Origin of the sequence: Fulvimarina fulva, assembly GCF_039652615.1 — a bacterium.
In the GTDB taxonomy this organism is placed as follows: Bacteria; Pseudomonadota; Alphaproteobacteria; order Rhizobiales; family Rhizobiaceae; genus Fulvimarina.
The window spans coordinates 117814-131959 of the sequence record NZ_JBDJAC010000006.1; the positions used below are offsets into that span (position 1 = coordinate 117814).

At 62.6% G+C, this 14146-nt stretch carries 11 protein-coding genes; 8 read left to right on the forward strand and 3 right to left on the reverse strand.

Going from position 1 to position 14146, the window contains the following annotated elements:
- Positions 1–164: 164 nt before the first annotated feature.
- From ABDX79_RS10290 to ABDX79_RS10300, 3 genes are all read left to right on the forward strand, one after another.
- On the forward strand, positions 165–656 hold the full coding sequence (locus ABDX79_RS10290; protein WP_346220202.1) for a (2Fe-2S)-binding protein: 492 nt from the start codon (positions 165–167) through the stop codon (positions 654–656).
- 110 nt (positions 657–766) lie between these two features.
- A complete protein-coding gene (locus tag ABDX79_RS10295; protein WP_346220203.1) occupies positions 767–3112 on the forward strand; it encodes a xanthine dehydrogenase family protein molybdopterin-binding subunit in 2346 nt (781 codons plus the stop codon).
- A gap of 133 nt (positions 3113–3245) precedes the next feature.
- Positions 3246–4052, forward strand: a complete 807-nt coding sequence (locus ABDX79_RS10300; protein ID WP_346220204.1) for an FAD binding domain-containing protein — start codon at positions 3246–3248, stop codon at positions 4050–4052.
- A gap of 82 nt (positions 4053–4134) precedes the next feature.
- Here ABDX79_RS10300 and leuB read toward each other — a convergent pair whose 3' ends face one another.
- Positions 4135–5250: a 3-isopropylmalate dehydrogenase gene (leuB, locus tag ABDX79_RS10305; protein WP_346220205.1), complete on the reverse strand. Its 1116-nt coding sequence runs from the start codon at positions 5248–5250 to the stop codon at positions 4135–4137.
- A gap of 176 nt (positions 5251–5426) precedes the next feature.
- Between leuB and ABDX79_RS10310 the strand changes: the two genes are divergently transcribed.
- Positions 5427–6419 carry a M23 family metallopeptidase gene (locus tag ABDX79_RS10310; RefSeq protein WP_346220206.1) on the forward strand — a complete coding sequence of 331 codons (993 nt, stop codon included), beginning with the start codon at positions 5427–5429 and terminating at the stop codon, positions 6417–6419.
- A gap of 62 nt (positions 6420–6481) precedes the next feature.
- On the opposite strand, the gene ABDX79_RS10315 is transcribed toward ABDX79_RS10310, so the two are convergent.
- Positions 6482–8653: a malate synthase G gene (locus tag ABDX79_RS10315; RefSeq protein ID WP_346220207.1), complete on the reverse strand. Its 2172-nt coding sequence runs from the start codon at positions 8651–8653 to the stop codon at positions 6482–6484.
- Between the two features lie 222 nt (positions 8654–8875).
- On the opposite strand from ABDX79_RS10315, the gene ABDX79_RS10320 reads away from it, so the two are divergent.
- The gene (locus ABDX79_RS10320) at positions 8876–9262 is read left to right on the forward strand and encodes a BLUF domain-containing protein (protein ID WP_346220208.1); all 387 of its coding nucleotides are present in this window, start codon (positions 8876–8878) and stop codon (positions 9260–9262) included.
- Positions 9263–10008: 746 nt separating this feature from the next.
- Here the strand turns inward: ABDX79_RS10320 and tlpA are convergent.
- Positions 10009–10674, reverse strand: coding sequence for a thiol:disulfide interchange protein TlpA (gene tlpA / locus ABDX79_RS10325; protein WP_346220209.1), 666 nt, complete (start codon positions 10672–10674; stop codon positions 10009–10011).
- Between the two features lie 30 nt (positions 10675–10704).
- Here tlpA and argH point away from each other — a divergent pair, with 30 nt between their 5' ends.
- From argH to lysA, 3 genes are all read left to right on the forward strand, one after another.
- Positions 10705–12105: an argininosuccinate lyase gene (gene argH, locus ABDX79_RS10330; protein WP_346220210.1), complete on the forward strand. Its 1401-nt coding sequence runs from the start codon at positions 10705–10707 to the stop codon at positions 12103–12105.
- 136 nt (positions 12106–12241) lie between these two features.
- Positions 12242–12544 carry a hypothetical protein gene (locus ABDX79_RS10335; protein WP_346220211.1) on the forward strand — a complete coding sequence of 101 codons (303 nt, stop codon included), beginning with the start codon at positions 12242–12244 and terminating at the stop codon, positions 12542–12544.
- A 175-nt stretch (positions 12545–12719) separates the two neighbouring features.
- Positions 12720–13988: a diaminopimelate decarboxylase gene (gene lysA / locus ABDX79_RS10340; RefSeq protein ID WP_346220212.1), complete on the forward strand. Its 1269-nt coding sequence runs from the start codon at positions 12720–12722 to the stop codon at positions 13986–13988.
- The last annotated feature ends 158 nt before the right edge of the window (positions 13989–14146 follow it).

Genomic DNA, 14146 nt, shown 5'->3' on the forward strand with positions numbered 1-14146 from the left:
GGATGCCGGGCGATCAGGCCGATCGCGCGAGCCGCTCCCCTTGTCTTGCATGATTCCAAGAAAGACGGCACGTTCGCGCTTGAGGAGGCCCGCCGGTATCGCGGCGGGTAAGGGTTGCGAAAGGCGGGCGCAGGCCTGCCGGCAAGTTTCGATGGGAGGAACAAGTGAGCCAAGTTTCAATGACGGTGAACGGGCGCAAGGTGACCGGCCAGTGCGAGGATCGCACGCTGCTGGTGCATTTCCTTCGCGACAATCTTCACCTGACCGGCACCCATGTCGGCTGTGATACGTCGCAATGCGGTGCCTGCGTGGTCCATGTCGACGGCAAGGCGGTCAAATCCTGCACCATGCTCGCCGTTCAGGCCTCGGGCTCCGACGTCACGACGATCGAGGGGATCGCCAAGGGCCAGGATCTCAGCCCGGTCCAGACCGCGTTCAAGGAACATCACGGTCTCCAGTGCGGGTTCTGCACGCCGGGCATGATCATGACGATCACGGACATGATCAATCGTCACGGCTCGAACCTCGACGAGGAGACCGTGCGCGAGGAGCTCGACGGCAATATCTGCCGCTGCACCGGCTACCACAACATCGTGAAGGCCGCGCTCGACGCCGCGTCCAAAATGGGCGCCAGCCAGCAGGTCGCGGCCGAGTGATCGGCCGGCATCGCCTTGGCTGGCGCTGCCGTTTCATGAACAGATCGGTCGAATGCCGCGCCCCTTTTGCGTTGCGGCTTTCCTGCTTCAGAATCTAGGGAGGTACACCCATGGGTGTCGAAGGTATCGGCGCAAAGGTATTGCGCAAGGAAGATCGCCGGTTCATCACCGGCAAGGGCCGCTACACCGACGACATGTCGGTTCCCGGCATGAAATATGCCGCGTTCGTGCGCTCGCCGCACGCCCACGCGAAGATCACATCGATCGACGCTTCGGCGGCAAGGGATATGCCGGGCTTCATCGAGTTCCTCGACGGACAGCAGCTGAAGGCCGACGGGATCGGCAACATCATCTGCGGCTGGCAGGTGACGTCCAAGGACGGCTCGCCGATGAAGATGGGTGCCTATCCGGCGCTGGCGGACGGCATCGTGCGCTATGTCGGGCAGCCGATCGGTATCGTCGTCGGCGACACCCAGGCACAGGCCCGCGATGCCGCCGAAGCGGTGATGATCGAGTACGAGGAGCTGCCGGTCGTCGTCAAAGGCCCGGACGCGCTGAAGGAAGGCGCGCCGCAGCTTCATCCCGAGGCCGAGAACAATCTCTGCTTCGACTGGGAAATCGGCGATGCCGATGCGACGGCCAAGGCCTTCGAAAACCCGGCCAAGGTGATCAAGCTCGACATCATCAACAACCGCCTGTCGCCGAACCCGATCGAGCCGCGTGCCGCGCTCGGCCACTACAATCCGGCGGAAGACCACTACACCTGCTACACGACCTCCCAGAACCCGCATGTGGCACGTCTCGTCATGAGCGCGTTCTACAATGTCGCGCCCGAGCACAAGCTCCGCGTCATCGCGCCCGATGTCGGCGGTGGCTTCGGCGCGAAGATCTACATCTACCCGGAAGAGATCGTCTGCCTCTGGGCGTCCAAGCGCACCGAAGTGCCGGTGAAATGGACCTCCGATCGCACGGAAGCCTTCCTCACCGACGCGCACGGTCGTGACCATGTCTCGGACGTGGAGATGGCGCTCGACGAGAACCACAAGATCCTGGGCCTCAGGGTCAACACGGTCGCCAATCTCGGCGCCTACATGTCGCTGTTCTCCTCCGCGACGCCCACCTATCTCTATGCGACGCTCCTGTCGGGCCAGTACAATATCCCGGCGATCTACGCGAACGTGAAGGGCGTCTACACCAACACCGCACCGGTCGACGCCTATCGCGGGGCAGGCCGCCCGGAGGCGACCTATCTCATCGAGCGCACGATGGAGACGGCGGCCCGCGAGCTCGGCATGTCGCCGGCCGAATTCCGCCGGATCAACTTCATCCGCGAATTCCCGCACCAGACGCCGGTCATCATGAACTATGACACCGGCGACTTCGAAGCCTGCCTGGAAGCCGGCATGAAGTTGGCCGATGTCGCCGGTTTCGAGGCGCGGCGTCAGGAAGCCAAGTCCAGAGGCAAGCTGCGCGGCCTCGGCATGAGCTGCTATATCGAGGCCTGCGGCATCGCGCCGTCCAAGGCGGTCGGTTCGCTCGGCGCTGGCGTCGGCTTGTGGGAATCGGCTGAGGTCCGGGTCAATCCGGTCGGCACGATCGAGATCCTCACCGGCTCGCACAGCCACGGGCAGGGCCACGAGACGACCTTCGCCCAGGTCGTGTCCCAGCGCTTTGGCGTGCCCGTCGACAACGTACAGATCGTCCATGGCGACACGGACAAGGTCCAGTTCGGCATGGGCACCTACGGCTCACGGTCCGGCGCGGTCGGCTGTTCGGCAATCTCCAAGGCTCTCGACAAGGTCGAGGCGAAGGCCAAGAAGATCGGCGCCCACCTTTTGGAGGCCGACGAAGGCGATATCGTCATCGAGAACGGCGAGGTGAAGGTTGCTGGTACGGACAAGAAGCTCGCCTGGCACGAAGTCTGCCTCGGCGCCTATACCGGCCACAACCTGCCGGACGGCATGGAGCCGGGCCTGAAAGAGGGCGCGTTCTACGATCCGCAGAACTTTACCTTCCCGGCCGGTTGCTACATCTGCGAGGTCGAGGTGGATCCGGAAACGGGCGTCACCGAGGTCGTGCAGTTCGTCGCGGCCGACGATTTCGGCAATGTCATCAATCCGATGATCGTCGAGGGTCAGGTGCATGGCGGTCTCGCCCAGGGCATCGGCCAGGCGCTTCTCGAAGGCGTCAACTACGATGAGACCGGCCAGCTGGTGACGGCGTCCTACATGGACTACGCCATGCCGCGCGCCTGGGATCTGCCGATGTTCAAGGTCGAGACGCTGGTCACGCCCTGCACCACCAACCCGCTCGGCCTCAAGGGCTGCGGCGAGGCCGGTGCGATCGGCGCGCCGCCGGCGGTCATCAACGCGATCACCGATGCGATCGGCAACAACGACCTGACCATGCCGGCGACCCCGGAAAAGGTCTGGAACGCGCTCAACGCCGTCAACTGATGATGGACGAGGCGGCGGGCAGATACGTCCGCCGCCGAGATGCTTCGGTTCAAGTGAGCGTTCCGCGCCGCCTGCTCGAATGCCGCCTCAAGGAGCGGCGGAGCCGGCCGGGACACCAAGGGAGGCCTTTTCAATGTACGAAACAACCTATCAACGCCCGACGAGCATCGACGAGGCGGTCAAGCTCATCGGTGAAAGCGAAGGCGACGGCAAGCTGATGTCGGGCGGCATGACGCTGATCCCGACCATGAAGGCGCGGCTCGCAATGCCGAGCACGCTGATCGATCTGCGCCATATCGCCGAACTCAAGGGCATCAGCTTCGAGAACGGACGCGTGAAGATCGGTGGCGGCACGACCCATGCCGAGATCAAGGCGAACGAGACGATCAAGCAGCACGCGCCGACCTTCTCCTATCTCGCGGGCCTGATCGGCGATCCGGCCGTGCGCCATATGGGCACGATCGGCGGCTCCGTCGCCAATCACGACCCGGCGGCGGATTATCCGGCGGCGCTTCTCGCCATGGGCGGAACGATCCACACCAATAAGCGTGATGTGTCGGCCGATGATTTCTTCACCGGCATGTTCGAAACGGCGCTTGAGGAAGACGAGATCGTGACGGCGGTCTCCTTCGAACCGCCCCAGGCGGCCGGCTGGGAGAAATTCCGTAATCCGGCGTCACGCTATGCCATGGCCGGTGTCTTCGTCGCCAAGCGCGCGGATGGCTCCGTCGGTGTCGGCGTGACGGGCGCAGGCAATAACGGCGTATTCCGCTGGAGCGATGCCGAAAGCGCGCTCAACGGCAATTTCGATGGCTCGGCCCTCGAGGGCGTGTCGATCTCGGCCGATGCCATGATGGGCGACATGCACGGCTCGGCGAGCTACCGCGCCAATCTGGTGAAGGTCGTCACCAAGCGCGCCGTGGCTTCAGCCAAGGGCTGAAAAAGCCTGTTATCGACGCAGAAATAGAAAAGGCCCGGCCGCCAGATGGCGCCGGGCCTTCTTTTTATTGAGGGAAACTCGCTCAGCCCGAAAGCTTTGCGCGGAAGCGTTCGGCGATCGCATCGCCCATGCCGCTTGTGCCGACTTGCTGGCAACCCTCCGCCATGATGTCGCCGGTGCGGATGCCGTCGTTGAGCGTGTCGGCGATCGCCTGTTCCAGCGCGTCCGCTTCCCCGTTCATCTGGAAGGAATAGCGCAGGCACATGGCGAGCGAGGCGATCATCGCGATGGGGTTGGCCAAACCCTTGCCCGCGATATCGGGTGCGGAGCCGTGCACCGGCTCATAGAGTGCTTTGCGCCGTCCTGTCGCCTCGTCAGCCGTTCCGAGCGAGGCAGACGGCAGCATGCCGAGCGAGCCCGTCAGCATCGCCGCGATGTCGGAGAGCATGTCGCCGAAGAGGTTGTCCGTGACGATGACGTCGAACTGCTTGGGCTCGCGCACCAGCTTCATGCCACCGGCATCGGCGAGTTCGTGCTCGAGGGTGAGGTCCGCGAATTCCTCTTTGTGGATGCGCGTCACGACCTCGTTCCAGAAGAGGCCGGTCTTCATGACATTGCGCTTTTCCATCGAGGTGACCTTGCCCCGGCGGGTGCGTGCCAGTTCGAAGGCGGCCCGTGCGATGCGCTCGATCTCATAGGTTTCGTAGACCTGGGTATCGACCGCTCGCTTCTGACCATTGCCGAGATCGACGATCTCCTTCGGCTCACCGAAATAGACGCCGCCGGTCAATTCGCGCACGATCAGAATGTCGAGACCCTCGATGACGTGGCGCTTCAGGGAGGACGCGTCGGCAAGCGCCGGATAGCAGATCGCGGGTCTGAGATTGGCGAAGAGCTCCAGATCCTTGCGCAGTCGCAGGAGCCCCGCTTCAGGACGCTTGTCGTAGGGAACGCTGTCCCATTTCGGGCCGCCGACCGCGCCGAAGAGCACCGCATCCGCCACAAGCGCGAGTTCCATCGTCGCTGGACTGACGGCCTCGCCGCAATCGTCATAGGCCGCGCCGCCGACGAGGGCGCGTTCGGTCTCGAAACCGGCCGAGGTTGCCTCGTTCAGAACTGCGATCAGCTTTTCCGCTTCTTTTGCGATCTCGTGACCGATGCCGTCGCCCGGCAGGAGGAGAAGCTTGCGAGAGGCCATTGATTTGTCCCGTATTTTGTCCGGCCCGATGGATCTGGCGGGCTGGAAACTCGTTCTGTGAAATGCTTCACATGGACGCGGTGTGAAGCCCATCCGTCGCGGGAAGGCATCCCGCGGCGGTGCCTGTCGAATGAAGCGCGACCCCCAAGGGGTCGTTCAGCCGGGAGGATTAGAATTTGCATCGCCTGAAGGCAATGGCCCTCGCGGCGGCAACGCTCGTCTCGGCGTGCAAAATAGCGTTGGCCGAGGATGAGGGATTGGGTGTCCCGCTCGATTGCGAGCCGGGCGTGACCTGCTTTTTCCAGCAATATGCCGATATGCAGAATGGCAAGGGCGTGGTCGATCCGTTTTGCGGCAAGGCCGCCTATGAGGGACACCGCGGGTCGGATATCCGCGTGCCCTCGATGCCTGATATCGAAAAATCCGTGCCGGTGCTTGCGGTCGCCGATGGGATCGTGCGCGCGATCAGGGACGGGGAAGAGGATCATCCCGTTCGCAAGAAGTCCGAATGGCCGCGCTTCAAGGACAAGCATTGTGGCAATGGCGCAATCATCGACCACAATGGCGGGCTCCAGTCGCAATACTGCCACCTGCGCAAGGGGTCGATGCGGGTCAGACGTGGCGACCACGTCGAAAAGGGCGAGGCGATCGGGCAGGTCGGCTCGTCGGGCATGGCCGCCTTTCCCCATCTCCACATCTCGATCCGAAAGGATGGCGAGACGATCGAGCCCTTTACGGGGAAGCCGGTGGGTTCCGGTTGCCTGAAAAGCGGTGGCGATCCGCTGTGGTCGAAGGCCGCGCTCGATTTCTTCGACAAGGCGAGCACCCATGTGATGGCGCTCGGAATGGCCGGGCGCCCGCCCGACTACGACAAGCTGATGCCCGAAGGGCCGCCGCCCGACCTCAAGGCGGGCGATCGTGCGACCGTCGGCTGGGGCTGGTTCCTCAACCTTGAAAAGGGCGACCGCCTCCATTTCAAGATCACGGCGCCGGACGGTTCGACCTATACCGAGACCGAGACGAAGCCGCTCGGCCGCCACAAGGCCGCCTATATGCAGTTCGCCGGTCGCGGCAGGTCGCCCGCCAAGGGCGACTGGACGCTTCAGATCACGCTGAAACGAGACGGCGCGGTGGTGGAAACGCGAACGAAAACCGTCACGGTACGGTGATCTGAAAACGGCGCCGGACTTTACCAGTCCGGCGCCGCAAAGACTGTCAAATGCCTTTGGACTCAGGCGGCCTTTTCGGCCTTCTTCTCCAAACGGCGGGCGTGCAGAACCGGCTCGGTATAGCCCGAAGGCTGGACGCGGCCCTTGAAGACGAGGTCGCAGGCCGCCTTGAAGGCGATCGACTCATCGAAGCGGCCGTCCATTTTTTCGTAGTTCGAATCGCCGGCGTTCTGCTCGTCGACCTTCTTGGCCATCTCCTTCATCGCAGCCATCACCTCGTCTTCCGAGACGACGCCGTTATGGAGCCAGTTGGCGATGTGCTGGGAGGAAATGCGGCAGGTCGCGCGGTCCTCCATCAGGCCGACATCGTTGATGTCCGGCACGGTGGAGCAGCCGACGCCCTGATCGACCCAGCGCACGACATAGCCGAGAATGCCCTGCGCATTGTTGCGCAGCTCGTCCTTGATCTGCTGCTCCGGCCAGTTGGCGCGGTTGGCGAGCGGAATCGTCAACAGGTCGTAGAGGATGGCGCGGCGGCCCTTTGCGGCGATCGCCTCCTGCCATGCGAGAACGTCGACCCGGTGATAGTGGGTCGCGTGGAGCGTTGCCGCGGTCGGCGAGGGCACCCAGGCGCAGTTCGCGCCGGCCTGGGGATGGCCGACCTTCTGGTTCAGCATGTCGTTCATCTTGGCGGGCGCGGCCCACATGCCCTTGCCGATCTGCGCCTTGCCGCGGAACCCGCAGGCAAGACCCACATCCACGTTCCAGTCCTCGTAGGCCTTGATCCAGGTGCGGTCCTTCATCACGGTCTTGCGGACCATGGGGCCGGCTTCCATGGAGGTATGGATCTCGTCGCCCGTGCGATCGAGGAAGCCGGTATTGATGAAGAACACCCGGTGACGGGCGGCGCGGATGCATTCCTTGAGATTGACGGTCGTGCGCCGCTCCTCGTCCATGATGCCGATCTTCACCGTGTTCGGATCGAGGCCGAGAGCCTGCTCGACCCGTGTGAAGATCTCGTCGGTGAAGGCGACCTCGTCGGGTCCGTGCATCTTCGGCTTGACGATATAGACCGAGCGGGCGCGCGAATTGCGCATGCCGCCCATTTTCTTCAGGTCGTGAATCGCGATCATCGTCGTGATCATCGCGTCCATCAGGCCTTCGGGCGCCTCGGAGCCATCCTTGAGGCGGATCGCCGGATTGGTCATCAGGTGGCCGACATTGCGCACGAGCAGCAGCGCCCGCCCGGGAACGGCGATCGTGGAGCCATCCGGCGTGGTGTACTGGCGATCTGGATTGAGCGCGCGGGTCACCGTCTTGCCGCCCTTGTCGAAGCTCTCCGTGAGATCGCCCTTCATGAGGCCAAGCCAGTTGCGGTAGACCAGCGTCTTGTCCTCGGCGTCGACGGCCGCAACCGAATCCTCGCAATCGCAGATCGCCGTCACGGCCGATTCGAGCAGAACGTCGGCGACATTGCCCCGGTCGTTCTTACCGACCATGTGCGTGGCATCGATCTTGATCTCGACGTGCAGGCCGTTGTGCTTGAGGAGGATGGCGGACGGCTTTTCCGCATCGCCGGAATAGCCGACGAAGGCGAGCGGGTTCTTCAACCGCGCCGTCTTGCCGTCGCCGAACTTGGCGATCAGCGTGCCGTCGGAAACGGTGTATTGCTCGACGTCGATGTGCGAGATGCGGTCAAGCGGCGCGACATTGTCGAGGAAGCTCTTGGCCCAGGTGACGACGCGGGCCCCGCGTGCACGGTCGTAGCCCTTGCCCTCCGGCTCGTCCCCCATGGCATCCGTGCCGTAGAGCGCGTCGTAGAGCGAGCCCCAGCGCGCATTGGCCGCGTTGAGGAGGTAGCGGGCGTTCATGATCGGAACGACGAGCTGCGGGCCCGGCACCGTGGCGATCTCGGGATCGACCTTCGACGTCTGGATCTCGAAGTCGGCTCCCTCGCTGACGATGTAGCCGATCTCGCGCAGGAAGGCCTGGTATTCGTCGGCATCGATCTGCTTGCCGTGCTGGGCGCGGTGCCATTCGTCGATCTTGGCTTGCATGTCCTCGCGGATCTGCAGCAGCTCACGGTTCTTCGGAGCGAGATCGTTCAGAAGCGAGGAGAAGGACGACCAGAACTGATCGGGCGTGATGCCCGTATCGGAAAGTGCCTCCTCGTCGATGAATGTTTTCAGGTTCGTTGCGACCTCAAGGTCGTTCACCGTCGTCATGTCACTCATATGTGGTGCCCTTGTCATCAACTCGTGCTCACCCGGCAATCGACCAGCAAAGCGGTGCTGTCAATCGGACGTTCAGACTAGGCAAGTTAGGCAAGCGGGGAAGCAAGGCGAGTATCCGGCTTTACCGCGGGGCTTTTGACGATCCGAATCGATCGCCTGTAGACTGACTGCCAGCCGTGACTCTCTTGCGCTCGAACCGGCTCTTCCTCGGAAGCCAAAGGAATGGAACTTCGACGATCGATGCGTCACATCACCTATAGCAGCATTGCCAACGACCTCAGCAAGGATGCCTTCCGCGAACTGGTGGCCGAATCGACCCGGCGCAACGAAACGCGCGGAGTGCGCGGCGTGATCGCCTATGATGGCCGGATCATCACCCAGATCCTCGAGGGAGAGGGCGAGACCGTCGATGCGCTGTTCAAGACGATCATGCGGGACAAGCGTCATTCCGGCGTCGTCCTCATGACGCGCGTTGATCTGGACAAGAGCCAGTTCGACACCTTCGGCATGGCGAAAATCTCGCCCTCGGAGGTTTATCTGATGTCTTCGGCGATCATCGAGCGTTACGGGGATGGGGATAACTGCGAGACGCCGCTGGTCATGGATTGATTTTCGGAATCTTTTCAGGCTAGCAGCCTGTGCGCCCTATTGGGTCGTAAGCTGTATACAATAAGAATCCATATGAAATTTAGGGGCTTGAACGCAGCGGTGTTCCGTGGTTTCTAGCGCCTAACTGTCACTCACGCGGATGTGACGCGATCGCGCGCGTATTCCCGCTTGATTTTGGGCGGCTCCCGTAGCATCTTTATCACAACGACGCTGAAACGTCGGGTCGGCCCTAAAGCATGTCCCCCGCTTTACCGCCGATGTTTGGGAGCGACCGGTCCTCTTCCCCCTCTCCAGGACCCCCGCTCGTTAGAAAATGCAAGAGAGTCGCAACGGCGTATCCCCCTCCAGGCCGTGCGGCTCTCTTCGCATTTCTGAACCTCAAAAAAATCTGATCTTCTGCTGCAAGCTGTCTCGCCAGTCGCCGTCGTCTGACGCCGGGCGGGAGTGCCCGCATGAAACATGCCGGCCCCTGCATCCTCCGGATGGCAGGCGTTCGTGTCCCTCTCGATGGTCGATCTCAGGACACAGAGCGAAATGCGACAAGTCTGGCTCGGCACTTCGCTCTAAGCTTTTGTTTTGCCGCATGATGTGATCCGAAAAGTCATGCAACTTTTCGGATCATGCTCTAGCTCGAGAATGACCAAGCGCTGATCGATCCCTTGCTGAGATTGCGGGTGGCACCCCGTCGCGGGCACCGTCCCATAGCGGCTTTCCGCGCAACGTCCGGCGAACGTTCGCGGGAGGTATCAGGCCGAGCCGGGGTTGCGGACGGCGTCGATCAGGCGGATCGCGTCGGGGCTTGCCCATTCGGCCGGCCCATTGACAGCCGCTCTTGCGCAGCCGTCCCCATCGACGAGAAGCGTGACGGGCAGACCGAAGGCTGTTCCCTGGCTTTTCAGGTTCTGGAAGACGCCCATCGTCTCGTCGCGGAAAAACGGCAGGTCCGTCAGCCCCGTTTCTTCGTAAAACGTCTTGGGCTTCGACGGGTCGCCCGTATCGACATTGATCGGGATGACCGAAAAGTCCTCGCCGCCGCGCTCACGCTCCAGTTCGTCGAGCGCCGGCATCTCGGCCCGGCAGGGCGCGCACCAGGTCGCCCAGAGATTGACGAGAAGCGTCTGGCCGGAAAAATCGGCGAGGCTTTTCTGTGCGCCGTCGGCGTCCTTGAAGGCGATGGACGTGACGTCGAACGGGGTATCCACGGGCCTAACGGCCGCGACCTCTCCCCGGGCGGCTTCGTCGATGGCGGCGGCAAGGCTCGCGTTTGCCGGACAGCTGGATGCGACCTGCGCATTGCTTTCATATCCGCCGGTCACGTATAGGACGCCCACACCCACGATCAGGCCTGCCGCAAGGGCGCCCGCGATCGCAAGACCGACCGACTTTCCCGAGCCCGCTTCCTTTTTCGCCATTGTCTTTCCTCGAATTCCCAAGCGCATCAGATGAGCCAGACGACCAGCAACGAAATGTGGGGCGGACGTTTCGCCTCCGGTCCCGACGCCATCATGGAGGAGATCAACGCCTCCATCGATTTCGACAAGCGTCTATATGAGGAAGATATCGCAGGATCGAAAGCCCATGCGGCAATGCTTGCTGACAAGGGCGTGATCACGGCGGCCGATCGCGACGCGATCACCGGGGGGCTGGACAGGATCGGGGCTGAAATCGCGGCCGGCGAGTTCACCTTCTCGCGCCAGCGCGAAGACATTCACATGAACATCGAGGCGCGGCTTGCCGAGCTGATCGGTCCGGCCGCTGGCCGCCTCCACACGGCGCGCTCTCGCAACGATCAGGTGGCGGTCGATTTCCGGCTGCATGTCAAATCGGCGCTCCAGCGCTTCGAGACCGGACTTGAGGAGTTCATCGGGGCGCTTCTCACCAAGGCCGAAGAGCATGCCGATACGGTGATGCCCGGATTTACGCATCTTCAGGTCGCCCAGCCGGTCACCTACGGCCATCACTGCCTTGCCTATGTGGAAATGGCCTCCCGCGATCTTTCGCGTTGCCGCGATGCGATCGCCCGCATGGACGAGTGCCCGCTGGGTGCCGCGGCGCTTGCGGGAACGGGCTTTCCGATCGACCGGCACCAGACGGCGAAGGCGCTCGGCTTCCGCGAGCCGACGCGCAATTCCCTCGATACGGTGTCCGATCGCGATTTCGCGCTGGAGTTTCTCTCCTTCTCCGCGATCTGCGCCACGCACCTGTCGCGTCTTGCCGAAGAGATCGTCATCTGGTCGACACCGCAGTTCGGCTTCGTGAAGTTGTCCGACGCCTTTTCGACCGGCTCCTCCATCATGCCCCAGAAGAAGAACCCGGACGCCGCAGAACTGGTGCGCGCCAAGCCGGGCCGCATCAACGGTGCCCTGATCTCGCTTCTGACCGTGATGAAGGGGCTGCCGCTGAGCTATTCCAAGGACATGCAGGAGGACAAGGAGCAGGTCTTCGACGCAATTGATTCCCTGCATCTGGCGCTCGCGGCCTCGACCGGCATGATCCGCGATCTCGTCGTCGACCGTACGGCGATGCGCGCTGCGGCGGGGCACGGCTTTTCCACCGCGACGGACCTTGCCGACTGGCTGGTGCGCGAAGCGGGTCTCCCGTTCCGCGAGGCCCATCACGTCACGGGACGGGCGGTCGCCATGGCCGAGGAGCGCGGGGTCGGTCTCGCCGACCTGTCGCTCGAGGACCTGAAAGGCCTGAACTCTGAGATCACCGACGGGGTCTACTCGGTTCTGACCGTCGAGGCGTCCGTGGCAAGCCGCACGAGCTATGGCGGCACGGCGCCGGACAATGTTCGCGCGGCGATCGCGGCCTGCCGGGACAGGCTCAAGATTTCGAAATAAGTCTCCGTCACGATGATCGCTTCATAAGTGTTGCCCGGATCCCGATGATTTTCAGTGCGGGTCCGGTTAAGAAGGGCCTCGATGAGGCCAAAAGGCTGGATGCCTCTCGCGCCGGGCTCGAATTGTGGAGATATGGATGAGCAACGGATTTCTTCGGACGCTGATCGTCACGGCGCCGATGACCGCCTTGCTTCTCGCAGGCTGCGGCGTCAAAAATCTGCCGCGGGCACCCGGCACAGACAGGGCGCCGGTCGGTTTCGTCGAACCGGAGCAGGGCGGCGGTGCCGATTTGATCGGCTCAGGCAGTGAGGTGGACCTGTTGGCTGGCCCGCGCATCGCCTCGGTCGGCATCGACGAGGAAGATCGGATCAAGGCGGCGGAAGTATCGCGTACACCGGGCGCTCCGAAAGGGTTCTTCCTCGATCCGCTTCTGAACTGATCGGCATCGCTGGCTTGAGCGAAGTGCGATAGCGTCTGATCGAATTCTCGCTCGCGGCCTGCGTCTTGCCGCAAGACGAGATGCGAAACGTCGTGCGACGATCTGGCGTTACGCTTCAGCCCGCAATGATTACCACCAAGCCCTCGACGACCGGGCCAATCGTGTCTCAGGACCCATGAACCATTTCGAATTCAAGAACGGGTTCCTCCATGCGGAGGATGTTCCGGTCACGCAGATCGCCAAGGATATCGGCACGCCGTTCTATTGCTATTCCACGGCGACGCTTCTGCGCCATTACGACGTCTTTTCCAGCGCGTTCTCCGATATCGACGCGATGGTCTGCTATGCCATGAAGGCGAATTCCAATCAGGCGGTGTTGAAGACGCTGGCTGATCGCGGTGCCGGGGCGGACGTCGTATCTGCCGGCGAACTCTTGCGGGCCATGCGGGTCGGCATCGATCCGAAGAAGATCATGTTTTCCGGCGTCGGCAAGACGATTGCCGAAATCGACATGGCGCTCGCGCTCGGCATCTTCTGCTTCAACATCGAGTCGGAAAACGAACTCGAGCTGATTTCCGCCCGCGCGGTGGACGCTGAAACGGTTGCCCACGTCTCCTTCCGCATCAACCCGGATGTCGACGCCAGAACCCATGCGAAGATCTCGACGGGCAAGAAGTCCGACAAGTTCGGCATCGCCTACGACCGGGCCGAAGCCGTCTATGCCCGAGCGCGCGCGCTTCCAGGGATCAAGATCACGGGAATCGATATGCATATCGGCTCCCAGATCATCGATCTGAAGCCGTTCGACGAGGCGTTCGACCGGTTGGCGGCGCTGGTTCACCGGCTGCGCGCGGCCGGCCACGAGATCAGCCATATCGATCTCGGCGGCGGTCTCGGCGTTCCCTACAGGAATGCCGACGCAACGCCGCCCGAGCCTCATGCCTATGCCGAGATCGTGAAGCGGCATGTTCGTGATCTGGGCGCAAAGCTCGTCTTCGAGCCGGGCCGGATGATCGTTGCCAATGCGGGCATTCTGGTCGCCCGCGTGCTCTACGTGAAGAAGGACGAGGGCAAGACCTTCGTCATCGTCGATGCCGCGATGAACGATCTGATCCGCCCGACGCTCTACGAAGCCTGGCACGAGATCCAGCCGGTCAAGCAATCGGCCGATACCGGAATGATCACGGCGGACATCGTCGGCCCGGTCTGCGAGAGCGGCGATTTCCTCGGCAAGGACCGTGAAATCCCGCAAGTGGAAGAGGGCGACCTGATTTTCGTGTCCTCGGCCGGTGCCTATGGCGCGGTTCAGTCGTCCACCTACAATTCGCGCCCGCTGATCGCCGAAACGCTGGTGAATGACGACAGATACGCCGTCATCCGCGAGCGCCAGACGATCGACGAACTCATCGGGCTCGACCACATTCCGGAGTGGCTTGAAGGCTGAGAACCAGCCGTTCGAAACGATTTTTTGAGCTTTGGTTCCCTGCCCGCTGCGGGGGGATGGGACCAAATGCCTGATCATCTGGCTTCACAGTCCCGTCAAGCGCCTCGCATCCTGGTCAAAAGCTGATAAAAAGAGAGCTTGATCAGGTTAGAGGCATC